This window comes from Pseudomonas helleri (assembly GCF_001043025.1).
Classification (GTDB): Bacteria; Pseudomonadota; Gammaproteobacteria; order Pseudomonadales; family Pseudomonadaceae; genus Aquipseudomonas; species Aquipseudomonas helleri.
In genome coordinates, this window is the sequence record NZ_JYLD01000007.1 from 163,300 (window position 1) to 189,972 (window position 26,673).

General features: G+C 58.7%; 25 protein-coding genes. 14 read left to right on the top strand and 11 right to left on the bottom strand.

Going from position 1 to position 26,673, the window contains the following annotated elements:
* Positions 1–62: 62 nt before the first annotated feature.
* The 8 genes from TU84_RS13305 (at position 63) to TU84_RS13340 (ending at position 6,857) form a co-directional block, all read left to right on the top strand.
* A complete protein-coding gene (locus TU84_RS13305; protein WP_048369627.1) occupies positions 63–536 on the top strand; it encodes an FxsA family protein in 474 nt (157 codons plus the stop codon).
* A 247-nt stretch (positions 537–783) separates the two neighbouring features.
* The gene (locus TU84_RS13310) at positions 784–1,077 is read left to right on the top strand and encodes a co-chaperone GroES (protein WP_016779794.1); all 294 of its coding nucleotides are present in this window, start codon (positions 784–786) and stop codon (positions 1,075–1,077) included.
* A gap of 49 nt (positions 1,078–1,126) precedes the next feature.
* Positions 1,127–2,770 carry a chaperonin GroEL gene (groL, locus tag TU84_RS13315; protein WP_048369629.1) on the top strand — a complete coding sequence of 548 codons (1,644 nt, stop codon included), beginning with the start codon at positions 1,127–1,129 and terminating at the stop codon, positions 2,768–2,770.
* A 310-nt stretch (positions 2,771–3,080) separates the two neighbouring features.
* Entirely contained in the window at positions 3,081–3,764 is a 684-nt protein-coding gene (gene colR, locus TU84_RS13320; protein ID WP_048369631.1) for a two-component system response regulator ColR, read from the top strand.
* Positions 3,754–5,034, top strand: a complete 1,281-nt coding sequence (locus TU84_RS13325; RefSeq protein WP_048369633.1) for a sensor histidine kinase — start codon at positions 3,754–3,756, stop codon at positions 5,032–5,034. The genes colR and TU84_RS13325 overlap by 11 nt, the downstream gene beginning before the upstream one ends.
* A gap of 201 nt (positions 5,035–5,235) precedes the next feature.
* Positions 5,236–5,916: a class I SAM-dependent methyltransferase gene (locus tag TU84_RS13330; RefSeq protein WP_048369635.1), complete on the top strand. Its 681-nt coding sequence runs from the start codon at positions 5,236–5,238 to the stop codon at positions 5,914–5,916.
* Between the two features lie 3 nt (positions 5,917–5,919).
* On the top strand, positions 5,920–6,636 hold the full coding sequence (locus tag TU84_RS13335) for a lipopolysaccharide kinase InaA family protein (protein WP_048369636.1): 717 nt from the start codon (positions 5,920–5,922) through the stop codon (positions 6,634–6,636).
* Positions 6,636–6,857 (top strand): hypothetical protein, encoded by a 222-nt coding sequence (locus TU84_RS13340; RefSeq protein ID WP_048369637.1) that lies wholly within the window; start codon positions 6,636–6,638, stop codon positions 6,855–6,857. The genes TU84_RS13335 and TU84_RS13340 overlap by 1 nt, the downstream gene beginning before the upstream one ends.
* Before the next feature lie 111 nt (positions 6,858–6,968).
* Here TU84_RS13340 and TU84_RS13345 read toward each other — a convergent pair whose 3' ends face one another.
* The 7 genes from TU84_RS13345 to TU84_RS13375 all read right to left on the bottom strand — a co-directional run bounded on the left by TU84_RS13345 (position 6,969) and on the right by TU84_RS13375 (position 16,791).
* The gene (locus TU84_RS13345; protein ID WP_048369640.1) at positions 6,969–8,063 is read right to left on the bottom strand and encodes a DUF1513 domain-containing protein; all 1,095 of its coding nucleotides are present in this window, start codon (positions 8,061–8,063) and stop codon (positions 6,969–6,971) included.
* 14 nt (positions 8,064–8,077) lie between these two features.
* Positions 8,078–9,142 carry an imelysin family protein gene (locus tag TU84_RS13350; protein WP_048369642.1) on the bottom strand — a complete coding sequence of 355 codons (1,065 nt, stop codon included), beginning with the start codon at positions 9,140–9,142 and terminating at the stop codon, positions 8,078–8,080.
* Positions 9,143–9,168: 26 nt separating this feature from the next.
* On the bottom strand, positions 9,169–10,590 hold the full coding sequence (locus TU84_RS13355) for a di-heme oxidoreductase family protein (RefSeq protein WP_048369644.1): 1,422 nt from the start codon (positions 10,588–10,590) through the stop codon (positions 9,169–9,171).
* Positions 10,591–11,560: 970 nt separating this feature from the next.
* Positions 11,561–12,907, bottom strand: a complete 1,347-nt coding sequence (locus tag TU84_RS13360) for an imelysin family protein (RefSeq protein ID WP_048369646.1) — start codon at positions 12,905–12,907, stop codon at positions 11,561–11,563.
* A gap of 174 nt (positions 12,908–13,081) precedes the next feature.
* Complete coding sequence (locus TU84_RS13365) at positions 13,082–15,133, bottom strand: putative bifunctional diguanylate cyclase/phosphodiesterase (RefSeq protein WP_048369648.1); 2,052 nt, start codon at positions 15,131–15,133, stop codon at positions 13,082–13,084.
* 244 nt (positions 15,134–15,377) lie between these two features.
* Positions 15,378–15,974, bottom strand: coding sequence for a superoxide dismutase (locus TU84_RS13370; protein ID WP_048369650.1), 597 nt, complete (start codon positions 15,972–15,974; stop codon positions 15,378–15,380).
* Positions 15,975–16,188: 214 nt separating this feature from the next.
* On the bottom strand, positions 16,189–16,791 hold the full coding sequence (locus tag TU84_RS13375) for a LysE/ArgO family amino acid transporter (RefSeq protein ID WP_048369652.1): 603 nt from the start codon (positions 16,789–16,791) through the stop codon (positions 16,189–16,191).
* Between the two features lie 109 nt (positions 16,792–16,900).
* On the opposite strand from TU84_RS13375, the gene TU84_RS13380 reads away from it, so the two are divergent.
* The 3 genes from TU84_RS13380 to TU84_RS13390 all read left to right on the top strand — a co-directional run bounded on the left by TU84_RS13380 (position 16,901) and on the right by TU84_RS13390 (position 19,746).
* Positions 16,901–17,794, top strand: a complete 894-nt coding sequence (locus tag TU84_RS13380) for a LysR family transcriptional regulator ArgP (RefSeq protein WP_048369653.1) — start codon at positions 16,901–16,903, stop codon at positions 17,792–17,794.
* A 52-nt stretch (positions 17,795–17,846) separates the two neighbouring features.
* Positions 17,847–18,842 carry an NAD-dependent epimerase/dehydratase family protein gene (locus TU84_RS13385; RefSeq protein WP_048369655.1) on the top strand — a complete coding sequence of 332 codons (996 nt, stop codon included), beginning with the start codon at positions 17,847–17,849 and terminating at the stop codon, positions 18,840–18,842.
* Positions 18,843–18,924: 82 nt separating this feature from the next.
* Positions 18,925–19,746, top strand: coding sequence for a hypothetical protein (locus TU84_RS13390; protein WP_048369657.1), 822 nt, complete (start codon positions 18,925–18,927; stop codon positions 19,744–19,746).
* Positions 19,747–19,836: 90 nt separating this feature from the next.
* Here the strand turns inward: TU84_RS13390 and TU84_RS13395 are convergent, their stop codons facing one another.
* Positions 19,837–21,354, bottom strand: a complete 1,518-nt coding sequence (locus TU84_RS13395) for an MDR family MFS transporter (protein ID WP_048369659.1) — start codon at positions 21,352–21,354, stop codon at positions 19,837–19,839.
* Positions 21,355–21,415: 61 nt separating this feature from the next.
* A complete protein-coding gene (pobA, locus tag TU84_RS13400; protein WP_048369661.1) occupies positions 21,416–22,600 on the bottom strand; it encodes a 4-hydroxybenzoate 3-monooxygenase in 1,185 nt (394 codons plus the stop codon).
* A gap of 284 nt (positions 22,601–22,884) precedes the next feature.
* Here pobA and TU84_RS13405 point away from each other — a divergent pair, with 284 nt between their 5' ends.
* Positions 22,885–23,769, top strand: coding sequence for a helix-turn-helix domain-containing protein (locus tag TU84_RS13405; RefSeq protein ID WP_048369663.1), 885 nt, complete (start codon positions 22,885–22,887; stop codon positions 23,767–23,769).
* A 12-nt stretch (positions 23,770–23,781) separates the two neighbouring features.
* On the opposite strand, the gene TU84_RS26060 is transcribed toward TU84_RS13405, so the two are convergent.
* A complete protein-coding gene (locus TU84_RS26060) occupies positions 23,782–23,946 on the bottom strand; it encodes a hypothetical protein (protein WP_153391866.1) in 165 nt (54 codons plus the stop codon).
* Positions 23,947–24,045: 99 nt separating this feature from the next.
* A complete protein-coding gene (locus TU84_RS13410; RefSeq protein ID WP_048369664.1) occupies positions 24,046–24,951 on the bottom strand; it encodes a LysR family transcriptional regulator in 906 nt (301 codons plus the stop codon).
* 105 nt (positions 24,952–25,056) lie between these two features.
* Here TU84_RS13410 and TU84_RS13415 point away from each other — a divergent pair, with 105 nt between their 5' ends.
* Both TU84_RS13415 and TU84_RS13420 read left to right on the top strand, forming a co-directional pair.
* Positions 25,057–25,941, top strand: a complete 885-nt coding sequence (locus TU84_RS13415; RefSeq protein WP_048369666.1) for an MBL fold metallo-hydrolase — start codon at positions 25,057–25,059, stop codon at positions 25,939–25,941.
* A gap of 43 nt (positions 25,942–25,984) precedes the next feature.
* The gene (locus TU84_RS13420) at positions 25,985–26,602 is read left to right on the top strand and encodes an NAD(P)-dependent oxidoreductase (protein ID WP_048369669.1); all 618 of its coding nucleotides are present in this window, start codon (positions 25,985–25,987) and stop codon (positions 26,600–26,602) included.
* Positions 26,603–26,673: the final 71 nt, after the last annotated feature.

A 26,673-nucleotide genomic window follows, 5' to 3' on the forward strand; every position in this document is an offset into this window, starting at 1 on the left:
CACAAAGGCGCGCCGTCATCTAAGCTGTGTTGGAAGATATTCTTCCGGAGAGGAATCATTTGATGCGCGCTTTTTTATTGCTCTTTCTGTTGTTTCCAGTGCTAGAGCTGTACGTCTTTTTCAAGGTCAGCACCGCTATCGGGTTTTTCCCGGCGTTGCTGCTGATCATCGCAGGCTCCTTGTTTGGGGTTCTGGTAGTACGCGTTGCGGGCTTGGCCACCGCCTTGAGTGCGCGTGAAAGCCTCAATCGTGGTGAGCTGCCAGCTCAGCAAATGCTTCAAGGCCTGATGGTGGCGTTGGGTGGCGGCTTGCTGGTACTGCCGGGTTTCATCAGCGACATCGCCGGTCTGCTGTTGCTGCTCCCGCCGGTTCGTCATTTTCTGGTCAATCGCTTGCGCAAACGTGCAGAAGAGCAAGCGATGCGCCAGCGTGCCTTTGCCGAGGAATTTGAAGCGGCACATCGCCCCGGCACGCATCAACCCGTGGGTCGTGAACCCAATGTGATCGAAGGCGAGTTTGAACACCGCGACAAGTAAGTTTCCCTGTAAAGGCTTAAGCACGGCACTCAAGAGTGCCGTGTTTGTTTTTGCGCGGTGCGAAAGGTAAAAAAATTCGTCAGGGCGCTCTTGTAATCACTGGATGCGCCCTTATGTAACTGGCACCGCAGGGTTTTGCTGGCAACAGCAGGCACCCTTCAGCGATTAACACCCGGCATTTCCGGACTTGCAAACCCAGCCGGTATTGACACCGGCCGATGAACACCACAATTAGGAGAGATCGACAATGAAGCTTCGTCCTCTGCATGACCGCGTCGTAATCCGTCGCAGCGAAGAAGAAAAGAAAACCGCTGGCGGTATCGTTCTGCCGGGTTCAGCTGCCGAGAAAGCCAACAGCGGTGAAGTCATTGCTGTGGGTACTGGCCGCGTTCTGGACAACGGTGAAGTGCGTGCGCTGGCCGTGAAAGTGGGTGACAAGGTTGTGTTCGGCCCTTACTCCGGCAGCAACACTGTGAAAGTCGACGGCGAAGACCTGCTGGTAATGGCTGAGAACGAGATTCTCGCTGTTATCGAAGGCTGATTTCCCGCTCCTTTTCCCGTTACTACAAAGTATTTAAGGAAGAACGAACATGGCTGCTAAAGAAGTTAAATTCGGCGATTCCGCCCGTAAAAAAATGCTCGCCGGTGTCAACGTCCTGGCTGACGCAGTAAAAGCAACACTGGGCCCTAAAGGCCGCAACGTGATCATCGAGAAGAGCTTCGGCGCTCCGACCATCACCAAAGACGGTGTTTCGGTTGCCAAAGAAATCGAACTGAAAGACCGCTTCGAAAACATGGGCGCGCAGCTGGTTAAAGACGTTGCCTCCCGTGCGAACGATGACGCTGGTGACGGTACTACCACTGCAACCGTTCTGGCTCAGTCGATTGTCAACGAAGGCCTGAAAGCCGTCGCTGCCGGCATGAACCCGATGGACCTGAAACGCGGTATCGACAAGGCGACCATCGCCATTGTCAAAGAACTGCGTGAACTGTCCAAGCCATGCGCTGACAGCAAGGCAATCGCTCAGGTGGGTACCATCTCTGCCAACTCCGACAGCTCCATCGGCGACATCATTGCTGAAGCCATGGCTAAAGTCGGCAAAGAAGGCGTGATCACTGTTGAAGAAGGCTCGGGCCTGGAAAACGAACTGTCTGTGGTTGAAGGCATGCAGTTTGACCGTGGCTACCTGTCCCCTTACTTCGTTAACAAGCCAGACACCATGGTGGCTGAGCTGGACGGCCCGCTGATCCTGTTGGTTGACAAAAAGATCTCCAACATCCGCGAAATGCTGCCAGTACTGGAAGCCGTTGCCAAAGCCGGCCGTCCACTGCTGATCGTGGCTGAAGACGTTGAAGGCGAAGCCCTGGCGACTCTGGTTGTGAACAACATGCGCGGTATCGTTAAAGTCGCTGCTGTTAAAGCACCTGGCTTCGGCGACCGTCGTAAAGCAATGCTGCAGGACATCGCTGTTCTGACTGGCGGTACCGTTATCTCCGAAGAGATCGGCCTGAGCCTGGAAAGCACCACTCTGGAGCACCTGGGTAACGCCAAGCGCGTAATCCTGTCCAAAGAAAACACCACCATCATCGACGGTGCTGGCGTTGAAGCGGACATCCAGGCACGTGTGACTCAGATCCGTGCTCAAGTGGCTGACACCACCTCGGACTACGACCGTGAAAAACTGCAAGAGCGTCTGGCCAAGCTGTCGGGCGGCGTAGCAGTGATCAAGGTTGGCGCTGGTTCCGAAGTTGAAATGAAAGAGAAGAAAGCCCGCGTTGAAGACGCCCTGCACGCTACCCGTGCAGCCGTTGAAGAAGGCGTGGTACCTGGCGGTGGCGTGGCACTGGTTCGCGCTCTGCAGGCAATCTCTGACCTGAAAGGCGACAACGCCGATCAGAACGTTGGTATCGCGCTGCTGCGTCGTGCTGTTGAAGCACCTCTGCGCCAGATCGTTTCCAACTCCGGCGACGAGCCAAGCGTTGTAGTCGACAAAGTGAAGCAGGGTTCGGGTAACTTCGGTTACAACGCTGCCACTGGCGAATACGGCGACATGATCGAAATGGGTATTCTTGACCCGGCTAAAGTGACTCGTTCGGCTCTGCAAGCGGCTTCGTCGATTGCCAGCCTGATGATCACCACTGAGGCGATGATCGCTGAGATCCAGGAAGACAAACCAGCTGGCGGCGGCATGCCAGACATGGGCGGCATGGGTGGTATGGGCGGCATGATGTAAGCCAGCCTTACCCCGATACGCAAAAGCCCCGCCTGAGTGATCAGGCGGGGCTTTTTTGTGCCTGATGAGCATCCCGTAGGAGCTGCCGCAGGCCGCGATCTCTTGATCTACCCCCCACAAAACACCTGTGGGCGCACGAGTATGCAGTCGCTGTTGTCGGTAGTGTGTGAGCGTCGAGTGAAAGACTCGTCAACATCGCGCGGGCGTTAACTAAATCGTGTAAACGCCCTACAACGCTGGCTCTGCGCGGCTCTTGGCCTTAAGCTGCCGTGGCCGAGATGGCCGTTACTGCGTACGGAGAAAAGTGCCCATGCGAATTTTATTGGTTGAAGACAATCGCGATATCCTCGCCAATCTGGCGGACTACCTGGGGCTTAAGGGGTATACCGTTGACTGCGCGCAGGACGGCTTGTCCGGGTTGCATCTGGCCGCGACTGAACACTATGACTTGATCGTGCTCGACATCATGCTGCCGGGCATTGATGGCTACACACTGTGCAAGCGCCTGCGCGAAGACGCCCGTCGCGACACGCCGGTCATTATGCTCACGGCCCGCGACCAGCTGGATGATCGCCTGCAAGGCTTCAAGTCCGGTGCTGATGACTACCTGCTCAAACCTTTCGCCCTATCCGAGCTGGCAGCGCGCATTGAGGCCGTGCTGCGCCGTGCGCAAGGCGGCGGCCGTCGCGAGTTGCAGGTCGCAGACTTGCGCTACGACCTCGACACCCTGGAAGTCACCCGCGAAGGGCGCATGCTCAAGCTCAACCCGGTCGGCTTGAAACTGCTGGCCGTGTTGATGCAAAAAAGCCCGCATGTGTTGCGCCGTGAAGTGCTCGAAGAGGCCCTGTGGGGCGATGACTGCCCGGACAGCGACAGCCTGCGCAGCCACGTTCACCAGCTGCGTCAGGTAATAGACAAACCGTTCGACAAGCCCTTGCTGCAAACGGTGCATGGCGTGGGGTATCGCCTCGCCGAGAGCCGTGATGGAGTTTAAACAAAGCCTTGCCCAACGAATCATCATCGCCTTTGCGCTGATGAGTGCGCTGGTGGCCGGGACGTTCGCCATGGGCATTGTCGCCACGGTGCACCTGGTCGAAGAAAAACTGATTTCAGCAGGCTTGGGCGGTGATCTTCAGCGTTTACTGTTGATGGATAACGTCAGCGACTGGAACCACCGTCCAGAGCCCGATCAGCTGTTTTATTACAGCGGCGGGCGCGGTGATTTTGCCTTGCCCAAAGACTTGCGCCACCTGGAACCGGGCTTTCATGAGGTGTTCCGTGACCAACTGTCGTATCACGCGATGGTCGAGGTGGTCGACGGGCGGCGCTACGTGTTGCTGCAAGACCAAAGTGATTTTGAAGAGCGCGAGCGCGTGCTGTTCGCCGTGGTGCTGGTCGGGTTTGTGCTGGCGCTGGCGCTGGCGGTTTTCCTCGGTTGGGTCCTGGCGCGCAGGGTAATGGCGCCGGTGGTACGGCTGGCACGTCAAGTACGCCATCGAGAGCAATTACTGGGCCTGGCCCCGCCGCTGGCGCCCGACTATGCCGCCGATGAGGTGGGCGAGTTGGCCGTGGCCTTTGACGCCACCTTGGGCCGGCTGCGTGACACCTTGACCCGCGAGCGGCTGTTTACCAGTGACGTGAGCCACGAATTGCGTACACCGCTGATGGTGTTGGCGAGTTCCTGCGAACTGTTGCTCGAAAGCCCGTCGCTGGATCAGCGCAGTCGCTCACAAGTGGAGCGAATTTCCCGCGCCTGTGAAGAAATGCGTGAACTGGTGCAGACCTTCCTCATGCTCGCCCGTGCACAGCATGAAGACTCCACCATGTCGCCGACGGTCACCCTGATGACCGTGGCCGAGGGCTTGATTAGCCTGTGGCGGGGGCCTATCGAAGCGAAAGGGCTGACACTGATCTATGACCCCGGCAACCCGCTCGATACCCGCTACAACGCGACGTTTTTGCATGCGGTCATGGGCAACCTGTTGCGTAATGCTTTGCACTACACCGACATCGGGTTCATTCGCTTGAGCCTTGAGCCCACCGGGTTTGTGGTCGAGGACAGTGGTGTGGGCATCCCCGAAGAGAAGCGCCAGGCCATGTTTCAGCCCTTTGTGCGGGGCGGCGAAAAACGTGGTGAAGGGCTTGGGTTGGGCCTGTCCTTGGTCCAGCGCATCTGCGACAGCCAGGGCTGGCGAGTGACGCTGACGACCATGGAGCCCAACGGTTGCCGCTTCCACGTAGAGCTCAATCCCACCGACATCTGAGCTATCCATTCGTGACCTGCGGCCTGCAGGTCACTTCTCCTACGGCTCATTAGTCCGTAGAGTGGCCCCGAGCCAGTATCTTGTGTCTGTAAAACCCTACAGCGTTTATGGACTCGCTCGTACATTTTTTTCACCTCATGATGACCTGATGCGCACGTTCTCTTGGTTAAGGTGGCCTGTAATTGCTTCAGGAGAGCCACCATGAGTACCGCGATCAAACTTGAATTTGCTGAAAAATATGACCTGCAACACGCCATCGAGTACTTGCTTAAACATCAAGATGGCTTCGCACGACGCCTTTCGCATAAACGCGATGTGCAACTGGCGCGCAAAGCTTTGGCATTGGCTGGAGATCCGGGCGTGGTGTTAGACCTGCCTTGCGGGGCGGGGCGGTTTTGGCCGCTGCTGGCTGAAAAACACAACCGCATGATCATCGGCGCAGACAATTCGGCGTCCATGCTCGAAGTGGCATCGATAGCCCAGCCCGCTGATGTGGTTAAAAGGGTACGGCACTTGCAGACATCTGCATTTGATATCGACCTGCCGGACAACGCAGTCGACAGCATTTTTTGCATGCGCCTGCTGCATCACATAGGCGATGCAACCCACCGGATGGCTCTGTTAAAGGAGTTTCACCGGGTTAGCCGAGACAGCGTGATTGTTTCGCTGTGGGTCGATGGCAACGTTAAGGCCTGGAGACGCAAGCGTCTTGAGCGTCTACGGGTTGAGGATGCTGGGGCCGACGGTTACCAAAACCGCTTTGTGTTACCGGCTGCTACTGTTGAAGCCGAGTTTGAAAAGGCTGGCTTCAGCGTTCAACAACATTTGGACTTTATCCCGCTCTACGCCATGTGGCGGGTTTACATACTGCGCAAGAGGTAATGCATGACCGTTGATTCCGTATCGCCATCCCACACCGCGACTGAAAACCGCTTTGAGTTCTACTGGCAGCAGCAAGGCGAGTGGGTAGAAGAACCGAATCAGCGTCGTGGCGGTGAAAGTGGTGTACAGCGGATTCACGAGGCCAATGGCCGCTTGCTCTATGTCAAACGTCAGGTCGGACACACCTACCGCAGCTGGCGTTACCCGTTGGGTCGCCCGACGGTATTGCGTGAGCGTGACGCGCTGCTGGCGTTTAACCGTTTAGCGGTGGGCGTGCCAGAACTGGTGTATTGCGGGGCGCAACAAGGTGCAGATAAACAATGGCGCGCATTGTTGGTTACCGCAGCGCTGGAAAATTTTATTGAAATAGACAACTGGTACGCTGCCGGTGAACGTGAAATTCGCGGTGAAGCGGTACATGATCGGGTGCTTGAAACCATTGCCACGACCTTGGCACGCATGCATCTGGGCCGATGGCAGCATGGCTGCCTGTATGCCAAGCATGTGTTTGTCCGGGTGACCGGCAAGGGTGAAAGTGCTCAAGTCGATGTGGCGCTACTGGACCTTGAAAAGAGCCGACAACGGCTGACGGCCCGCAAGGCGGCCGCGCACGACCTCAAACAGCTGCGCCGCCATTCGTCGTGGAACACCGACGACTGGAACAAACTGAACTACTTTTATGAAAAGGTGTTTGGCAGCGCCATCAAAGGGTTACGGTGATGAAGCGAGAAATAGCACGAGGTTTGTTTTTGTTGGGCTCTCTGGCCATTGCCACGGCGGCAGTGGCGGCGTGGCAGCCGCCCGTGATGCAGGTATTGAGCAGTGCGCAATTCGACGCGCAATGCCCGATCCCGCGCGTGGCCAAAGTCGCGATAGACGCCAAGCCCGATCACGACCTGTTGCTGTTTATGTATGGAATGAAGCAGGGAATGAGGCCGTAATAAACAAGCCGTAGTCGCTGCCGAAGGCTGCGATGAGGTCCGCAGGGCCTTCAACAACTGGAGGCGCTGCGCGCCTCATCGCAGCCTTCGGCAGCGGCTACAAATATTGCTCTACACAACGTGTAGATGATTATCCCAAAGCCCCGACGGCAGCTCCAAAGGCTTGGCCATCAGCTCGCTTTTACGGCAATCGTAAAAGCGGCAGCGGCCTTGCCCTGACGTCACCACAAACCCGTCTTGCACGGCACCGACGCCCGCACAGTCCGGCAGGGGTGCATCCAGGCGCAACGCGCCGCTGTCCAGGTCCCAGACAAAAAACCGGTTACCCCGCGGCGCCGTCAAGGCCACCAGGCGCAACTCACTGTGTACCGCCACGCTGGCCGTGTAATGGCCCATGGCACGCAATTGCGGCTCCGCCACCGGGAACGGCTGAAAAGGCTGGCCGGGGCGCTTGATGGCCAACAACTCGGACAATTCGTGGGCGTCGCCCATAAACTGCTGACACGCGACGACGGTGCCGTCTGTGGCAATGCCCAGATGACGCACGCTGTTCATCTGCTGGCTCAGGGTTTCTTTGCTCAGCAACGTACCGTCACGCTGCATCAGTACCAGGCTGGGCTCCATCGCATTGAGGTTCATCTCAACCCGGCTTTCAGCTTCGGTACGAATGCCACCGTTGGCCACCACCAGGGTTTCACCATCAGGCATCCACGACACTTGGTGCGGACCCACGCCGTGGGTCGGGATTTCGCCGCTGTGCACCAGGCGCTCGCCTTCAAAGCGGTAAACCCCCAACAGACCGCGCCCCGGATCGCTGGTGTCATTCTCGGTGGTGTACAACCACTCGCCGTCTTTATGGATCACCGCGTGACCATAAAAATGGCGATTGGGCAGCGAGGTGATGGTTTGCAGCAATTGCCCGTCCTTGAGGCTGATCAGGTAACTCTCAGTCCCTGGGCGGCGTGCCACAAACAAGGCAATCGGCAACGTCGGGTGGTTGATGATGTCATGGCAGCGCTGGTTGACCCGGGTGCTGAACACCTGGGTGCCATCCAGGCGATAGCCCACGGCAAAGTGATTGCCGTCGACATCGTCACGGGCACTCAAGAGCAGCGGGCTGCGGCCTTGTTTGGACAGCGACCAGCCACCCAGGGTAATGGCACTCAGCAGTAAACCGCCGAGCTTGAGAGCTTGCCTGCGCATCATCGAACCATCCTTCATCAATCGCCGTCGTTGGCGTTAAAGCCCAGTTGAATGCCCAGCGCCTTGGCCAGTTCGCCTTCGTGCAGACGGTGCACGACGTTGAGGCTGTCGTAGATGGCATTCAGTTGCTCGCGGCCAGCTTCATCAGCCAGCAGCTCATTGAGGGAGCGCTGATTGTCGTTGAACAGCTTGAGGGATGTCGCGTAAGCAGCGTCGATCTTGTCAGCCAACGGCTTTTGTTCAGCAGGCAACAGGCCGCGCAAGCCTTTGTTGTCGACCCCGGCCCACACGGTTTGCGCCGCAGCGAGGCTGGCCGCAAGGCTTTGCAGGGACGCCTGGCTGCGCCATGCGTCGGCTTGCAACGGTTGCGGGATGCCTTTGCTCTGACGACCCATCGGTGTGCCGAGCTTCTTTTTCAGGGTGTCGAGTGCTGTTACCTGTACACGCAGCAGATCGGCGATGGCCTCGTGAGAATCGGCGTAGCGCTGGTTCGGGAACTTGGTCATTTGCGCCAACATGCCGTCAGTGCTATTCCAGCTTGCCAGGATCTCTTCGGCCAGTTGCTTCTGACGCTCGCCAATGGCGGTCAGCAGCGGGCAGTAACGGGTTTTCTGCGCGCTGTCAGCCAGGTCGATATTGCTGTCGAACAAAATGTACTCATAGGCCGACAGGCCTTGCACGACAACGCTGGACTTGGCCAGCGCGGCGGCATCGATCTGTGGTTGAGCCACCACCAGTTGCTCAACCTGACGGCCGACCAGGTTCTTTTTGTCTGGCCAGAACTGCACTTGCCACGAGCGATTGCCTTCAGCCAGTGGGCCAATCAGCAACGGTTGCAGTTCAGCCCAGGCTTTTTGTGCGTGCAGGAAGTCGGCGCGAGCAGTTTCAAGCGTCTCTTTACCTTCGCAGTAAGCCAGTGCGCTGATCGCCAGTTGGCGGTCGGCCTCAACCCAGCGGCTGTAGGTCGGCAGAATCACCTGCTTGGCGATAGCTGCCGAAGTGACGGCTTGCTGATCTTGCGGCGAGCAGGCTGCCAAAGCGATAGCGGCCAGGCTGGTGAACAAAAGTTTGGGTCTGAACATGTCGGGGTCCCCGATCTTATAAGGCGTTAAAGAGAATTCAGGAACGCCAGCAACGCAGCGCGCTGCTCGGCATTAAATTGCAACACCTGCTGCTTGGCCGGTTCGGCCTCACCGCCGTGCCACAGCACGGCTTCGAGCAGGTTGCGTGCACGACCATCGTGCAAAAACTGAGTGTGCCCGCTCACGGTCTTGGTCAAACCAATGCCCCACAGTGGCGGTGTGCGCCAATCGCTGCCCGAGGCGGCGAACTCGGTGCGGTTATCGGCAAGGCCCGGCCCCATGTTGTGCAGCAGCAAATCGCTGTACGGGTAAATGACCTGATTGGCCAGCTCTGGTTCGGCGGCGTTGGCCGAGGTGGTGAATTTTGGCGTATGGCACGACACGCAACCGGCCTGATAGAACAGGTTTTTACCGGCCAGCACCTGCGGCGAATCGACATCACGGCGCGCAGGCACGGCGAGGTTGCGGGTGTAAAACTCGACGAGACGCAGAATGTTGTCACTGACCTCGGGTTCGCCATCCGGGCCATTGCCGTTGGGCGCTGCCAGGCAGTCGGTTTGCGCGGGGGTGCAATCATCAAACGGTCTCAGGCTGGTGGTGAGCCCCATATCACCAGAAAAGGCGTGAACATTTTGTTGATTGAGGTTCGGTTGCCCTGCTTTCCAGCCAAAACGGCCTAAAACCGTCTTTTGCTGAGCGTCATCCCACACCCGGTTAGGCCGCCCGTTAATGCCCGCGTCATTTTTGTTGGCCGCAGCATTGGCCAGAATCGCTTCTTCGGGGATAGCTTCAAGCAGCCCCAGGCCAATCATCGGCGGGGCAATGCGCGCCGAGAAGCGCGTGTCGGGATGCATGGGCCCGTAGCCTAACTGAGTGATCTGCAGCAAGGGCTTGCGCAACTGGACTTCGGTGCCGTCCTTGAAGCGTACAGGCACGGCTTCATAGTCCACCCGCACCTTGCCTTCCGGGGCGACACCGGGCACCGCCATGTCTTGCAACTGGCCACCGTACACCGGCTCGGGGACGATGCCGGTTTGCTCGATCAGCTTGGCGTATGTGGGCTCATTGGGGATCGACAGACGCACCAGCATCGACACCGCATTCTTGGCATCAGGTGCTGGCGGATGCCCACGGCCGTCGCGGATATGGCAGTTTTGGCAGGCATTGGTATTAAACAGCGGGCCTAGCCCGTCACGAGCCGTGGTGGTGGAAGGTGCAATCACCCACGGGCTGCGGAAAAAACTGTTGCCGACGCTGAAATCCAGCCGTTGAGTGGGCGACAGATTCGCAGATGGCATCGAAAAGGCATTGCGATCGGTTTTAAACACCGTCGTGCCCCCTCCAGAGCGGGCTTCGCCGGGCTCGGGTTGAGTAAAGCGCGGCGCCTCATCACAGCCAGCCAGCCCCAAGGCCAGCAGCAAAGACAGGCGCAGAGGCAACGAAGGCATCAAACGTCCAGACCAGTGAGCAAAATCGAGGGGCGAAAGTTTATCAGGGAAGGTGAATTGAAATAAGAGGAATTAGCGTTTGGTTGAATCGATCAGGATCAGAGCCTACAGGCTCAGTAATGCAGCAGGTATTTCCCACCTGATAATCAGATACAAGCGATATACGTCTTTTTTCGCAAAGTTCATGCTGGTTAAAAACGGAGCGAACATGAAAATACTTATGGTCTTAGTCACAGTGATGGCCGTTTCTGCGTGCACAAACAGCCGGCTATCTCCTAAAACCTACAGCCCAGAACTTGCTTATAAATGCCAGACAGACCCCTATGGTTCTTATTGTCTGCAACCCCCGGCCGCGATAAAGAACTGACAATACTCTGTTCGACTTTCCCACTGTAGGAGCGAGCTTGTCTCGCGATCTTTTAAACATCAAAAGATCGCAGCCTTCGTGCCTCGACAGCTCCTACGAAAGCAGGTTGCGCTGTTTTTGATTTGGTTGTTGATCTTGATCTTAGAGGCCCCGTTAAACCACGCTGGCCGAACGCAGGTTTTGCGCAGTGGGTAACCCGGCAGGACGCCGGGTTAGCCGCGACACGGCCAAGGATGGCCGATCGCGGCGGGCCCACGGAGCAATGCCTGTGGTGAGGGCATGCCGAGCCTCAGCGAGGCACCGAGGGGTTGGGGCAAAAGCGTTTTGGTTACTTTGCCGCTTTTGCAAAGTGACGCGGCGTAAGGCCGGAACCCTAAGTGGCCGTTGCCGCAGCAATGGATATGTACCCAAGAATGCCGAGATGGATGGTTTCACGGCTGCACGCAGCCGATCGCAGCCTTCGTACCTCGTCAGCGACTACAGTACCCTGTTTGCTGCGCGACAGCGCGGCATCGAAGGCGAGGCCCCTCCTACCGTTTGAACGGCGCACAAAAAAGGCGACCCGAAGGTCGCCTTTTGCGTCTCTCACTCACACATCGCCCATCAGAACTCGTGGTCAGCGTTGTCCGGGTTCAGGTCGCTGATGCCCAGCTTGCCTGCGGCTTGTTCGATAGCGGCGGTCTGTTTGACCAGGGCTGCGATGGCATCACGTACCACCTGGTTGCCCGCTTCGTTGCCCGCAGCGATCAACTGGTCGTAGTGCTCGCCCTTATTGGCGAGGTCTACCATGACCTGGATCTTGGCTTCGGTGTCAGCCAGGTCGGATTTCAGGGTGGCGTCTGTGACCGGGTCAACGACGACGACCAGCGACGACAGGCTTGGGCCGGTCATTTTGCTGCCGTCAGCACGTACGTACTCACCCAGGTACACGTTACGAATGCCTTTGGCGTCGTAGAAGTGCGAGTTGTGGGTGTTGTCGCTGAAGCAGTCTTGCTCGTCTTCAGGGGAGTTGGCTTCCAGCGACACTTTCATGCGCTCACCGGCCAGTTCGCCCAACGACAGGCTGCCCATGCCAAACAGCATTTTGCGCAGGCCGTTTTGCGCAGGCTCAGCTTCGAGCGAGGCGCGGTAGTTGTCAGGCACGTTTGGCGCCCAGTTGCCGACCATTTCAGTCAGGTCGTTGACCAGCAACTGGGTCACGGCTTTCAGGTAGGCACGACGACGATCGTTGTGGCCGCCGGTTGCGCCTTCGCCTTCCAGGTAGTCCGAAGCAGGGCGGTCGCCCGCGCCCGGGCCGGTGCCGTTCAGGTCCTGGCCCCACAGCAGGAATTCAATGGCGTGGTAGCCGGTGGCGACGTTGGCTTCGGAACCGCCCAGCTCATTGAGGCTGGCCAGGGTTTCCGGGGTGATTTCAGTCACGTCGATCTTGTCTTCGCCCACCTGGATCTGGGTGTTGGCGATGATGTTGGCGTTTGCCCCGGGGTTGCCCAGTGCGCCGCTGTAGGTGGCGTCAACGTAGTCGATCAGGCCTTCGTCCAGCGGCCAGGCGTTCACTTGGCCTTCCCAGTCATCAATGATGGTGTTGCCAAAGCGGAACACTTCGCTTTGCAGGTAAGGGACGCGCGCTGCAATCCAGGCCTCACGTGCGGCCTTCAGGGTGTCGGCATTGGGCTTGGCCAAAAACGCGTCGATGGCGGTTTGCAGGGTTTTGGCGGTGGACTCGGCGTCGCTGTACACGGCATGCACCATGTCGGCGTAATGCGCGACAACGGCTTTGGCTGCGGCGTCGTTAACTTGCGCGCCCGAAGCATCAGTGGCTGGCGTAGCAGGAGTGGTCGCTGCGGCTGGCGTAGGTGCTGTGGCTGTTTTTTCTTTGTCTTTGTCGCCGCAACCGGCGAGTGAAATAGCAATGGCCAGCAGACTGGCGGTAGCCAGGGGCAAACGAATCATGGGCGAACATCCTGCTTCGAGTGGTGGGACAAGCATGCGACGGCACGCAAAACGTGCGACATGATGCGAAAGATATGCATTTTGTGTAAAGGGTTACGCCTGTAAATATTTCCTATTTACTTCTGCACCAAGCCTTGGTTGATGTGGCCTTGGTCAAAATCTTGAAACATAAAATTACATATTAAGGGTGTTGTTGCGCTGCGCCTGCTTCAGATAAGCGCCCAATTCCCGCGCTCCCAAGGGCTTGCTGTACAAATACCCCTGGCCTTCGTGGCAGCCTTCACTGATCACATAGGTTTCCTGTTCGAGGGTTTCGACGCCCTCGGCAATCACCTGCATGCCCAGACTTTTACCCAACTGGATGATGGCCCGCACGATAGTGGCGTCGTCGTCATCGTCAATCAGGTCCTGAACAAAGCTCTTGTCGATCTTGATTTTGTCCAGCGGCAGGCTTTTCAGATAACTCAGCGATGAGTACCCGGTGCCGAAGTCATCAATGGCAATCAGCGCGCCCGAGCGACGTAAGCTCAGCAAGTGCTGGGCGGCGGTGCTGATGTCTTCCATCAGGCTGGTCTCGGTCACTTCCAGCTCCAGGCTGCCGGGCGGCAAGCGGTACATCTGCAACAGGTTGTTGACCACCCGAGGCAACTCGGCGTGGTGCAACTGCACGGTCGACAGATTGACCGCCATGCGCAAGTCGGTGAACCCCTGATCGTGCCAGTCGCGCAGTTGGCAGCAGGCTTGATCCAGTGCCCACTCGCCAATGTCGATGATGCTGGCGTTGGCTTCTGCCAAAGGGATAAACAGGTCTGGCGGGATCATGCCGTGCTCGGGGTGCTGCCAGCGCAACAAGGCTTCGACGCCCACCACCCGATGATCGCTGTAGCGAATCTGCGGTTGGTAGACCAGGTACAACTGGTTGCGCAGCAGGGCGTCGCGCAGGTCTTTTTCCAGCTCGCGGCGGCGGCGCATTTCGCGGTCCACGCTGGCGATATAAAACTGATAGCGGTTGCGCGAGCGGCTTTTGGCCAGGGTCATGGTTTGTTCGGCTTTTTGCAGCAACTGCTCGGAGGTGTCGCCATCTTCCGGGTACAACGTGATGCCGATGGTGGCGCGCAAGCGGATATTTTGCTGATCGACGCTGAACGTCGTCTCCAGGTCATCCAAAATGCCCTGCGCCAGTTCGGCGGCCTCATAAGGCTGCTCGATGTGGGCCTGGACCAGCGCAAACTGGTCGCCGCCCAGACGCGCCAGTGCGCCCAGGCTACCGCTGTGCGCCCGCAAACGATCGGTGAGGGCTTGCAGCAACTGGTCGCCCGTCTGATAGCCAAATTGCTCGTTAATGCCTTTGAAATCATCCAGCCCCACACACAGCACGGCCACGCGGCGCTGGGAGCGGCCTGAATCAATCAGGATCTTGCTCAATTGGGTCTGCAGTTGCTGACGATTCGGCAGCCCGGTCAAAAAGTCGTATTGGGCCATGCGCAGCAAGGAGCTTTCGGCTTCCAGGCGTAAATGCGCATTGCGCTCTATGGAGGCCAGCAACTGATTGGCGGTGTTGACCCACACCCCGAGTTCGTTGGATTCATGCCCCTTGAGCTGCGGGATCAAATGCTCGCTGGGGTGGTCAGGGTTGATGCTGGTCAGGTGCTGGATCATTTTCGACAAGGGTTTGGTCAGCAGCCAGTGATAAATCAGGTACAGCACCAGGCTCATCAGCAGCGCCCGCAACACGCCCGACAGCAACAGCACACCGGCGTTGGTCAAAAAGCCCTGGCCGTAAGTGGCCGTGTCTAGAGTAATGCTCAAGTCGCCGTAATATTCTCTGTCGGGGCCACTGCCCACCAGCGGCGTGTTGAACGAGCGTTCCTGGCCCAGGATAAAGTCGGTCAGCCAGCGGCTTGAGGTTTGCTGCAAGGGCCGGGTTTTTTCCGCGAGCACGGTTTCATTCGGGTGCCCGATAGATGCCTTGTGCAGTGCGTCGTCCTTAAACAGCCCCTCAATGACCTGCATCGCCATTTCCCGGTCCAGGCTGTACAGCGCTTGGGTGGACGGGTCGCGAAACATATTGAGGATCTGCTTGGCGTCATCGTCGACCGCCTGGCGGGTGAGGTAGGCATCGAAGACAATTTGCGCGCAGCCCAATACTCCTCCCACAACCAATGCTGAGAGCAATACGATCCGGAGTAATTTGATCGACAAGCTGTTCTTGAATTCCAGCTTCAAAGGGTTATTCCTTGTGTCTTGCCGATAATGGTGTGGTCATGGGCGCAGGTAATCGTTCATTTTTCGAGGGCATTATCCAGTGGTTTGAGGGCTGGCCAATGTGTCGGTTCATGGTGTGCTGAACTTGAGCCGTCGAATAAAAAAAACATGCCGTTGATAGTAGTCTGAAGCGCGATTGCCACGCACTTTTGCTGAGGCCAAAAAAAACCCGGCAATGCCGGGTTTTTTTAACGTTCAGTCAGTTTCAGGCAGTGAAGGTTTTGCCTTCGAACTGCTCTGCAACGAACTTCCAGTTAACGATGTTCCAGAACGCCTCAACATACTTCGGACGTACGTTGCGGTAGTCGATGTAGTAAGCGTGTTCCCAAACGTCGCAGGTCAGCAGCGGGGTGTCGCCGCTGGTCAGCGGGTTGCCGGCGCCGATGGTGCTGGCCAGGGCCAGGGAACCGTCAGCCTTCTTCACCAGCCAGCCCCAGCCGGAGCCGAAAGTGCCGATGGAGGTTTTGCTGAATTCTTCTTTGAACTTCTCGAACGAACCGAACGCAGCGTTGATGGCATCAGCCAGCGCGCCGGTAGGCTCGCCGCCGCCGTTTGGCGACAGGCAGTTCCAGTAGAACGTGTGGTTCCACACTTGAGCGGCGTTGTTGAAGATACCGCCCGAAGAGGTTTTAACGATCTCTTCCAGGGTTTTGCCTTCGAACTCGGTGCCTGGCACCAGGTTGTTCAGGTTCACGACGTAGGTGTTGTGGTGCTTGTCGTGGTGATACTCCAGGGTTTCCTTGGAGATGTGCGGCTGCAAGGCATCATGTGCGTACGGTAGCGGCGGCAATTCGAAAGCCATGTTGATTCTCCTAATCAGGTCAGTTGCGATGAGCGCAAGGCCGATCACGGGCGGCCAAACACGCGCCGGGGAGTTTGTACTCTTTGCGGCGCAAGCGCTGGATCATAGCACCGGGGTTGGCGCATAACCACGCGACAACTGTGTGGAATAGACGTTTCAACGAGATTGATTGAAAAACTCGATGTTTTTTCAGGCCCCCCGTTTAACCCGCGGGTTACCCGGCAACGATCAACTGCACCGCCACCGCGTACATCATCGCCGCCACCAGCAGGTCCAGCAGGCGCCAGGTGCCGGGGCGGGCCAGCCATGGTGCGAGCCATGCGGCGCCCAGGGCCAGGGTGAAGAACCACAGCAGCGACGCACTGGCCGCGCCCACCACGTAGGCGCCGGGTACGCTTTGCTGAGCGCCAAGCGAGCCAATCAGCAGCACCGTATCGAGGTAAACGTGCGGGTTGAGCAAGGTGACCGCCAGTGCACTGAGCATCACCGCCCTGAGCGAACGCGCGGTCTGGCCGGCCGATTGTTCAAGGCTTGAGGCCGAGAACGCCCGGCGCAGCGCCTGGGTGCCGTACCAGAGCAAGAACAACGCGCCGCCCCAGCGCGCCACACCCAGTAAAATCGGGCTTTGCGCCAGAATCGTCGCCAGCCCGAACACCCCGGCTGCTACCAGCAATGCGTCACAAATCACACAAAAAGCCGCGACCGGCAGGTGGTGTTCACGGCGCAAGCTTTGTGCAAGCACGAAAGCGTTTTGGGTGCCGATGGCCATAATCAGGCCGAACGCGACCAACAGGCCATTAAGGTAGCTTTGCCACATAAGAAATACTCGCCGAACTGCATCACAAGAGAGGGTTACTGCTGGCTATTGTCCGGGCCTTGGTTGTATAAGAAAAACCAATATTGCTGATCGCCCATTAGGAAAACTGATGTTCGACTATAAATTACTCTCAGCGTTGGCTGCCGTGGTAGAACAGGCCGGTTTTGAGCGTGCGGCGCAGGTGCTTGGGCTGTCACAATCGGCGATTTCCCAGCGCATCAAACTGCTTGAAGCGCGCATCGGGCAGCCGGTGCTGGTGCGTGCCACGCCGCCGAGCCCGACGGACATCGGCAGGCGCTTGCTCAACCATGTGCAACAAGTGCGTTTGCTGGAGCGTGACCTGCAACGTGTGGTCCCGGCGCTGGACGATGAAGGTTTGCCCGAGCGGCTGCGGATTGCCTTGAATGCCGACAGCCTGGCCACGTGGTGGGCTCAGGCGGTGGGCGATTTCTGCGCCGAGAATCAGCTCTTGCTGGATTTGGTCGTCGAAGACCAGACCGTCGGCTTGAAACGCATGCGCGCCGGTGAAGTGGCCGCGTGTCTGTGCGCCAGTGAACGCCCGGTGGCGGGCGCGCGCAGTGTGTTGCTGGGCGCCATGCGTTATCGCGCGATGGCCAGCCCGGCCTTTATTGCGCGGCATTTTCCCCTGGGGGTGAAGGCTGCGCAATTGCCTAAAACGCCTGCGCTGGTGTTTGGCCCGGATGATTTTTTGCAACATCGGTACTTGGCGGCACTGGGCGTGGACGGCGGATTCGAGCACCATCTGTGCCCCTCATCAGAAGGCTTTATCCGCTTGACGGAGGCCGGACTGGGCTGGGGGCTGATCCCCGAGCAGCAAGTGCGCGAGCAACTGGCCAGCGGAGCATTGGTAGAGCTTTTGCCAGATAAACCGATCGACGTGCCACTGTACTGGCATCATTGGCGCAATGGTGGACAACTGCTGGAAGCGCTGACGGCCCATTTAACCCGCTCAGCATCACGCTGGTTAGTGCCTTTGGCCTGATAACCGACGTTTAAACAGTAGGCAACAAGACTTACAGCATTTGGAGCAATTGATGAAGATTCTGGTCACCGGCGCAAGCGGCTTTATTGGCGGACGCTTTGCGCGTTTTGCCTTGGAGCAGGGCTTTGACGTGCGGGTCAGCGGGCGTCGGGCCGAAGGTGTCGAACACCTGGTGCGGCGCGGGGCTGAATTTATCCAGGGTGATTTGACCGATGGCTTGCTGGTGCGTGACCTGTGCGTCGATGTCGATGTGGTGGTGCATTGCGCAGGGCATGTCGGCACTTGGGGGCGCTATCAGGACTTCTTCCGCGACAACGTGCTGGTGACTGAGAACGTGGTTGAGGCGTGCTTGAAACAACGGGTGCGACGCCTGGTACACCTGTCATCGGCCGCGCTGTACTTTGACGGTCATTCGCATCTGGGGCTGACCGAAGAAGACGTCCCGCGGCGGTTCAAGCATCCTTATGCCGAAACCAGGTTCATGGCCGAGCAAAAGGTCTTTGGCGCACAGGAATTCGGCCTCGAAGTGATTGCCCTGCGTCCGCGCCATGTCACCGGCGCCGGGGACATGAACCTGTTCACGCGCTTGTTGGCGCAGCAGCGCAAAAATCGCCTGGCAATCATTGGAAATGGTTTGAACAAAGTCGATTTCACCAGCATGCAAAACCTCAACGACGCGTTGATGAGCAGCGTTCTGGTGAGCGGGTCGGCCTTGGGCAAGGCCTACAACATCAGCAATGGCACCCCGATACCGTACTGGGATGTGGTCAATTACGTGATGCGCCAGATGCACGTGCCGCCCGTGACCCGTTATCGGGGCCCCGGCATGGCTTATAGTGTCGGCGCGCTCAGCGAAGCGGCTTGCAAACTGTGGCCGGGGCAACCGGCGCCGACGCTCACACGTTTGGGCGTGCAGGAGATGAGCAAAGACTTTACCCTCGACATCAGCCGGGCTCGCCACTACCTCGACTACGATCCAAAAGTCAGCCTGTGGACCGCGCTGGACGAGTTTTGCGGCTGGTGGAAAATAAGCAGCGGCAAGCTCTAAGCGCCAAGCTGCAAGTTTGAAGTCGCATGCTTTAAGCTTGCGGCTTGAAGCCTGCCGCTTTTAGCTTTTTTAGGACTTTTAAATGCGTAACGACTCACGTGACCACTTCGACAATGTACCGACCCTGCGGGCAGATGCAGACGACCATGATGATCTGGCGTCGATGGGTGGCGCACGTGAGCGCGGCGCGGGCCATGCGCGCAATGCCCAGGTGATTAAGGTCAAGGGGCCGAGTACCGGGCCTTTGTGGGCGTTGATCCTGGCCGTGTTGCTGGCGTTTGGCGGGCTGGCCTGGTGGAGCTTCCAGCAGATCACCTTGATGGAGCAGCAACTGGTTGCCACCCAGGAAAGCTTTGCCCGGATCAGCGAAGAAGCGGCGGGGCGCTTACAGGCCATTTCCGGCAAGGTGGTGGCCAGCGAATCAAGCATCAACAACGGCAGCGAAGCCCTGAAGTTGCAGATCAAACAGCTCGAAGACCAACTGGCTGAGCAGGCCAAGCACCAGCAAGGCCTGGTGGCGGGGCAGATGGGCGATCTGGATCAGCGTTTTGAGCAAATCAACGCCGCGATGCTACTGCAGGTCAACGCCCAGAAAGCCTCCCAGACCCAACTTGAGACCGACCTCAAGGCCATGGGCACCGAACTGGCGGCGTTGAAAGCGACCGTGGCGCAACAGGCGGGTGACGTGACGGCCTTGAAAAAACAGGGCAACCCGAGCGATGCCGTGCGAAGCCTGGAGCAGGACATGATCGTGCTCAAGAGCCAGCTGGAAAACCGCCCGGCGGCTTCCCAAGGCCCCAACACCGCCGAGTTTGACGTGTTCCGGGCGCAAGTGACGCGCAACATCACCACCTTGAAAAGCCAGATCCAGAACCTGCAAAAACAAATCAGCGCCCGGCCATAACCAAAAACCCCTGTAGGAGCGAGCTTGCCTCGCGATCTTTTAAAGATCAAAAGATCGCGAGGCAAGCTCGCTCCTACGCGGGTTGTACCGTTACTGCGCCTTATCCCCGCGCCCGCGCAATACCTGATTCGGCATCACGATCGCCGCACACAAGCCCAGCAGTGAGATGGCAGCGCTGACCAGCAGCAAGTGGCGGAAGGTCATCAGCAATTCACTGCGCAAGCTGGCCAGTGCCGGGCCTTGCACGGCATTAAGGCCGTCCAGCAGCACATTCCCCGAACTGCCTTCACCCAGCAGCGGCTGGCCGCCAGCAGGCGCCAATAGCGAATCATGCAGCAGGGCCAGCAACAAGGCCGACATCAGCGCCACACCCACCGCGCCGCCCAGTGAGCGAAACAGGTTGGTGGTACTGGTGGCGACACCAATGTCATGTTGCTGCACCGAGTTTTGTGCGCCCACCAGCGACGTGGGGAACTGCAACCCGGCGGCGATCCCGCTCAGCAGCATAAACACGCCGCTCAACAGCTCGGCGCTCGGGGCGCTGAAGGCCATGCCGGCAATGGAGCACGGCATCAAAATCGCGCCGCTGAGGATCATCGGTTTGTAATAGCCGGTCACCGAGGTCATGCGCCCGGCAAAGTAGGCGCCCATCGGCAGGCCCATGGCCAGCGGCAGCAAGTGCAGGGCGGCACTGTCTGCGCCCGCGCCGGTGATGCTCTGATAGCGCAGCGGCAGCAGTACGATCAGCGAAATGGCCTGGAAGCTGGTGAAGAAAATCGTGCACCAGCACAACACCGCGTTGCGATTGGCGAACAAGTGCATGGGCAGCAACGGTTCCGGGGTGCGTCGCTCGTGCCACACAAACAGCACCAGTGCGACCACCGCCGCCACCAGCAGGCCCAGCACTTGATCGTCACGCCAGCTGTGGCCCTGGCCGATAAAGGTAATGCCCAGCAGCAGTGACGTGAGGCCGACAATCATCAGCACCGTGCCCAGGTAATCAATATTCGGCTTGCGCTGCGGCACCGGCAGCCCGACCAGCGTGCGATACGCGATCAGCCACGACACCAGCCCCAGCGGCAAATTGATCAAAAATACCCAACGCCACGACAAGTACTCGGTCATGTAGCCGCCCAGCACCGGCCCGGCGACGCTCGCCACCGCGTACATGCTGCTGAAATAGCCTTGATAGCGACCGCGCTCGCGGGGCGGGATGATGTCGCCAATGATCGCCTGGCTCACCGAAATCATGCCGCCGGCGCCAATCCCCTGGATGATCCGCGCCAGCACCAACTGCTCCATGTTTTGCGCGAGCCCGCAAAACAGCGAAGCCACGGTGAACAGGCCCATGCCAAACAGCATCAGGCGCCTGCGCCCGTACAAGTCACCGAGCTTGCCGTAAATCGGCACGGCCACGGTCATGGCCACCATGTAGCCGGAAATCACCCAGGCCAGCTGGCTGACATCTTTAAACTGCGCGGAAATGGCGGGGATCGACACGGCGACGATGGTTTGATCCAGCGCCCCCAGGAAAATCGCCAGCATCAGCGCTACGAGAATGCTGCGAATGGCGGGTTTAGCGTGTGGAGGCTGGTTGAGACTGGTCACGATGTACACCTGCGGGCATCAAACGTGTGGCGGGATGCCCGCGATTGTACTCGATAGGTTGCTATTCGATAGCTTCATAAGGAAGGCCAACGTAATTTTCTGCAATGGTGGTGCGCCCGGCCTCGGAATCGACGAAATACGCCAGCTCGCTGTCGGTGATGCGCTGGCTGAAATCATCACTGTCAGCAAAGCGATGGAGCATCGAGGTCATCCACCACGAAAAGCGTTCGGCCTTCCAGATACGCCGCAAACACACCTCGGAGTAGCGCTCCAGCAAGTCGGTGCGGCCCTCGGCATAGACCTTGAGCAGAATGTTGAACAGCGTGCTGACATCGCTGGCCGCCAGGTTCAAGCCCTTGGCGCCGGTCGGCGGCACGATGTGCGCGGCGTCACCGACCAAAAACAGGCGCCCGAACTGCATGGGCTCGACCACAAAACTGCGCAGCGGCGCGATGCTTTTTTCGATGGACGGCCCGGTTACCAGGCGGTCGGCCAACGGCGCGGGCAGGCGGGTTTTCAATTCGTCCCAAAAACGTTGGTCCGACCAGTCCTCAACCTTTTCTTCGGCGGGCACCTGCAAGTAATAGCGGCTGCGGGTGGCTGAGCGCTGGCTGCACAAGGCAAACCCGCGCTCATGCTTGGCGTACACCAGTTCATCGTTGACCGGCGGCGTATCGGCCAGCACCCCCAGCCAGCCGAATGGGTACACGCGTTCAAAGATGCTCAGCACATCAGCGGGAATTGACTGACGGGCAACGCCGTGAAAACCATCGCAGCCGGCGATGTAATCGCAGTCCAGGCGCCAGGTTTCGCCGTCTTTTTCGAAGGTGACATAGGGCGCATCGGTTTTCATGCCGTGGGGCTGCACGTTGCTGGCGTTGTACAGGGTCTGCGCGCCAGCGGCTTCGCGGGCGACCATCAGGTCACGGGTGACTTCGGTCTGGCCGTAGACCATCACGCTCTTGCCGCCGGTCAGGCCCTTGAGGTCAATGTGCACCTGGCGGCCTTCCAGCGCCAGCTCGAAGCCGTCATGCACCAGACCTTCAGCGTCCATGCGCTGGCTGACCCCGGCCTGGCGCAGCAGGTCGACCATGCCTTGTTCCAGCACACCGGCACGGATCCGCCCGAGCACGTAGGCGCCGCTCTGGCGTTCGAGAATGACGTTATCAATCCCGGCATTGTGCAGCAACTGGCCGAGCAGCAACCCCGATGGCCCGGCACCGATAATAGCGACTTGAGTTCTCATTGTTGTTCTCTCTCGCAAGCCTCGACCGTGAATGCATGAGCCTCGCTTGGCTACGAACCTCACCGTAGGAGCTGCCGAAGGCTGCGATCTTTTGATCTTGAAAGATCGCAGCCTTCGGCAGCTCCTACGATGGGCTATGCGAAACAGGTCGAAGTGATTTTTATAATGTGCCTGTATTTTTCGCTTGCGAGCGTGGCAAATGAAGGTGATAACGACGTCATTGCCGGTACTTTTCGCTAATCGGTGCGATTATCGCCCCTGTGCTTAATCATCAGGTTCAGCCCATGACATCCCCCGCCATCCCGGTGTTCAAACTTTACGGCGAGCAGCAAGACTGGCTCAGCCCGGACTTGCTGCACTGCGAAACCATTTCGTTGCGCAGCCGCATTCATGATTGGGAGATCCGCACCCATCGGCATGCCGATTTGTGCCAATTGCTCTATGTGCACAAGGGCCGGGCGCGGGTTGAAGTCGAAGGTCAGTACCATGAGCTGAGCGAGTCGTCGGTGCAGGTGATCCCGCCGTTATGCGTGCACGGCTTTCAATTTTCACCGGACGTCGAAGGGTTTGTGCTGACGCTGGCCGCGCCGCTGGTGACACAGTTGCAGGCCCAGTTGGGCGGGTCGATGAGCGCCTTGCAGCGCGTTGCCAGTTACCCCGCAGGCAAGGATCGGCATTACCTGAACAGCCTGTTCGGTGCGCTGCACAGCGAATATGTCAGTGCCAGAGCGGCCCGCGACATGTTGCTGCAATCATTGATCAGTGTGCTGTTGGTGTGGGTCACGCGCCAGGTCATCCAGCGGCGTGAAGCCCGGCAAGCGCCGTCGCGCGGGCGCGAGTACCTGAACCTCTTCACGCAACAGGTCGAAGACCTGTATCAGCAGCAACCCAGTGTTGAAGACCTGGCGCATCGGGTCGGGATTTCAGTGGCGCACCTGAACAGCATTTGCCGTGAACTGGCGGGGCAATCGGCCTTGCAGATCATTCACCAGCGCCTGCTATTGGAGGCCAAGCGTCATTTGATCTACACACCCATGACCATCAGCGAGGTGGCTGATCAATTGGGTTTTGCTGACCCGGCGTATTTTGGGCGGTTTTTCCGCCGCCTCACCGGGACATCGCCCAGTGCCTATCGAACGGACCGGGCTGACAGCATCAGCCCGGCCTGAGGCTATGCGTCATTACAGCGCGGTAAACACCGACGCGCAGTGCCCGGCAAAGCAGCTGGCGGTCATTGCGGCTGAGAGCCGCGTTTGCTCAGCGCGATAGCACGCGCCAGCAAACAATACAGCGGCAGCAAACACGATCAGTACGGTCAAGCATCTGGTTTTTGTTTTAGTGGTCATGGCTATTCTCTCTCCACGTATTCACGGAGTCAGACCTAGACTTCACACTATTAAGGCTAGCTCAGCCCCTTGCGCTTGCCATGCCCATTGGCCGAACGGTCACAGACCTTTGTCCCACGCGGGTTCTTCGGTAAAGCGCTCGCTGAGGAAGTCGAGCATGCTGCGCAGCGTGGCGGGCATGTGCTTGCGCGAGGCGTACACGGCATAAATGTTCATCTGCAAGGGCTCAGCGTCTGGCAGCAGTCGTACCAGTTCACCGCTGCGGATATGGCACCCCGCCAAGTAGCTGGGCAGCAGCGAAACCCCACCACCCGCCAGGGTGACGCGCAGCAGCGTGCTGGCTTCGTTGGCGCTGATATTGCCTTGAACCGGTACCGACAGCGCTTCGCCTTGCACCGTGAAATGCCACAGGCTCTTGCCGTAGTACGCATGGCTCAGGCAGTTGTGCAGGCTCAGATCATCGACCTGCTGCGGTGCCGGATGCTCGCGCAAATAGGCGGGCGAGGCGCACAGTACGGAACGGCACACGGTCAGCTTGCGTGCGATCAGACTCGGGTCCAGCTCGGTGCTGGTGCGAATCGCCAGATCAATGCGCTCATCCACCAGGTTCACCGTGCGGTCGAGCATTTGCAGGTCAATGTTGACCTCGGGGTAGCGGTGCACGTACTCGGTCATCGCACAGGCCAATTGCGCTTGGCCGAACGAGGTGCTGACGCTGATGCGCAGCAACCCGCGTGGCGCCGCATCGGGCACGCTGACAGCGGCTTGCAGGTCATCTGCCAGTTCCAGCAATTGCCGGCAGCGGGGCAGGGTTTCGTTGCCGGCGGCGGTCAGGCTCAGCTTGCGCGTGGTGCGGTGCATCAAGCGCGCCCCGACCCACTCTTCAAGTTCGGCCAAATACCGTGACACCACCGGGCGTGACAGGTCCAGATGGTCGGCCGCCGCCGACTGGCTGCCCAAGTCGACCACCGTGACAAATACCCGCATTGCAATAAGACGGTCCATGATCTGCCCGATTAGTGAAACAAACTATGTCGCAGCATCGCATTTTTTGTCGTCAATTGTGCGTCTAAGCTCTGTCCATCGCCGACCCTTAATGCAGGAAGCTCCATGAACCTATTGTCGACTGTGCGCCGTGTTTGCCTGAGTGCCGTTATCCTCGGCTTCGCTGCCCATGCCGCCGCCGCGCCGGCGCCCCTGACCCTTGAGGTTTACAACCCCGGGGCTGCGGCGATTTTTCCGGTGTCTTCGGTGCTGGTCAGTGGCCAGAAAGACGCGATTTTGGTGGATGCGCAGTTTTCCAAAGCGCAGGCCCAACAGGTGGTCGATAAAATTCGCGCCAGCGGCAAGCACCTGACCACCATCTATATCAGCCACGGCGACCCCGATTATTACTTTGGCCTTGAAACCCTGACCCAGGCATTCCCCGACGCCAAGGTGCTGGCCTCGGCCCCGACGGTGGCCCACATCGAGCAAACCAAAGACGCCAAGCTGGCGTTCTGGGGCCCACAAATGGGCGCTGATGTGCCCGGCAAACTGATCGTGCCCCAGGTGATCAAGGGCAACACCCTGGCGCTGGAAGGGCACGAACTGGACATCGTCGGCCTCACCGGGCGTCAGCCCGAGCGCACGTTTGTCTGGATCCCGTCGCTCAAAGCCGTGGTCGGTGGGGTGGTCGTGGCTGACAACCTGCACGTGTGGATGGCCGACACTCAGACCCCGCAGTCGCACCGCCAATGGTTGTCGACCCTCAAACGTATCGCCAGCCTGCAACCGGACATCGTGGTGCCGGGGCACTACCTGGGGGACAACGACCATTCATTGAAATCGGTCAACTTCACCCGTGACTACATCAAGGCCTTTGACGAAGAAACCCTCAAGGCCAAGAACTCGGACGAGTTGATCGCGGCCATGAAAAAGCGCTACCCGGATCTGGGCGAAACGTCTTCGCTGGAACTGAGCGCCAAAGTGGCGAAAGGCGAAATGAAGTGGTGAATCAACGTTTGACCTTATGCACCCCATCCAACTGGAGAACATCATGAGCAAGATCGCAATTATCGGCGCAACCGGTCGCGCTGGCAGCCAACTGCTGGAAGAAGCACTGCGTCGTGGGCACCAGGTAACCGCCATTGCCCGTCACGCCTCGGCAAAAATTGGGCAGCGCGCTGGCGTTGTGGCCAAGGACGTCGACGTCAACGATGCCCAGGCGCTGCAAGCGGCTGTGGCCGGGCATGACGTGGTGCTGAGCGCTGCGCACTTCTCGACGCTCACGCCACAAGCCATCATCGAGCCGGTGAAAAAGGCCGGGGTTAAACGCCTGCTGGTGGTGGGTGGCGCGGGTTCGCTGTTGCTGCCGGACGACAGCAAAGTCATCGACAGCAAGGGCTTCCCGGAAGAATACAAGGCAGAAGCCTCGGCGGGCGGCGTGTACCTGGACACCTTGCGCAACGAACACGACCTGGACTGGACCTTCCTGTCCCCGTCGGCTGAATTTGTAGAAGGCGAGCGCACCGGCCATTACCGCGTTGGCAAAGACCACTTGCTGGTCAGTGCCGAAGGCAGAAGCTGGATCACCTTCGCTGACTACGCCATCGCCCTGCTGGACGAAGTAGAACAGCCCAAGCACTCGCGCCAGCGCTTCACGGTCGGTTACTAACGTAAAAGATCGCGAGACAAGCTCGCTCCTACAGGAGGCACCAGCCGAATCTTTGTAGGAGCGAGCTCGCC

Coding starts and splice junctions, on each gene's coding strand:
- TU84_RS13305 (WP_048369627.1), top strand. CDS start 63: ATGCGCGCTTTTTTATTGCTCTTTCTGTTGTTTCCAGTGCTAGAGCTG.
- TU84_RS13310 (WP_016779794.1), top strand. CDS start 784: ATGAAGCTTCGTCCTCTGCATGACCGCGTCGTAATCCGTCGCAGCGAA.
- groL (WP_048369629.1), top strand. CDS start 1,127: ATGGCTGCTAAAGAAGTTAAATTCGGCGATTCCGCCCGTAAAAAAATG.
- colR (WP_048369631.1), top strand. CDS start 3,081: ATGCGAATTTTATTGGTTGAAGACAATCGCGATATCCTCGCCAATCTG.
- TU84_RS13325 (WP_048369633.1), top strand. CDS start 3,754: ATGGAGTTTAAACAAAGCCTTGCCCAACGAATCATCATCGCCTTTGCG.
- TU84_RS13330 (WP_048369635.1), top strand. CDS start 5,236: ATGAGTACCGCGATCAAACTTGAATTTGCTGAAAAATATGACCTGCAA.
- TU84_RS13335 (WP_048369636.1), top strand. CDS start 5,920: ATGACCGTTGATTCCGTATCGCCATCCCACACCGCGACTGAAAACCGC.
- TU84_RS13340 (WP_048369637.1), top strand. CDS start 6,636: ATGAAGCGAGAAATAGCACGAGGTTTGTTTTTGTTGGGCTCTCTGGCC.
- TU84_RS13345 (WP_048369640.1), bottom strand. CDS start 8,063: ATGATGCGCAGGCAAGCTCTCAAGCTCGGCGGTTTACTGCTGAGTGCC.
- TU84_RS13350 (WP_048369642.1), bottom strand. CDS start 9,142: ATGTTCAGACCCAAACTTTTGTTCACCAGCCTGGCCGCTATCGCTTTG.
- TU84_RS13355 (WP_048369644.1), bottom strand. CDS start 10,590: ATGCCTTCGTTGCCTCTGCGCCTGTCTTTGCTGCTGGCCTTGGGGCTG.
- TU84_RS13360 (WP_048369646.1), bottom strand. CDS start 12,907: ATGATTCGTTTGCCCCTGGCTACCGCCAGTCTGCTGGCCATTGCTATT.
- TU84_RS13370 (WP_048369650.1), bottom strand. CDS start 15,974: ATGGCTTTCGAATTGCCGCCGCTACCGTACGCACATGATGCCTTGCAG.
- TU84_RS13375 (WP_048369652.1), bottom strand. CDS start 16,791: ATGTGGCAAAGCTACCTTAATGGCCTGTTGGTCGCGTTCGGCCTGATT.
- TU84_RS13380 (WP_048369653.1), top strand. CDS start 16,901: ATGTTCGACTATAAATTACTCTCAGCGTTGGCTGCCGTGGTAGAACAG.
- TU84_RS13385 (WP_048369655.1), top strand. CDS start 17,847: ATGAAGATTCTGGTCACCGGCGCAAGCGGCTTTATTGGCGGACGCTTT.
- TU84_RS13390 (WP_048369657.1), top strand. CDS start 18,925: ATGCGTAACGACTCACGTGACCACTTCGACAATGTACCGACCCTGCGG.
- pobA (WP_048369661.1), bottom strand. CDS start 22,600: ATGAGAACTCAAGTCGCTATTATCGGTGCCGGGCCATCGGGGTTGCTG.
- TU84_RS13405 (WP_048369663.1), top strand. CDS start 22,885: ATGACATCCCCCGCCATCCCGGTGTTCAAACTTTACGGCGAGCAGCAA.
- TU84_RS26060 (WP_153391866.1), bottom strand. CDS start 23,946: ATGACCACTAAAACAAAAACCAGATGCTTGACCGTACTGATCGTGTTT.
- TU84_RS13410 (WP_048369664.1), bottom strand. CDS start 24,951: ATGGACCGTCTTATTGCAATGCGGGTATTTGTCACGGTGGTCGACTTG.
- TU84_RS13415 (WP_048369666.1), top strand. CDS start 25,057: ATGAACCTATTGTCGACTGTGCGCCGTGTTTGCCTGAGTGCCGTTATC.
- TU84_RS13420 (WP_048369669.1), top strand. CDS start 25,985: ATGAGCAAGATCGCAATTATCGGCGCAACCGGTCGCGCTGGCAGCCAA.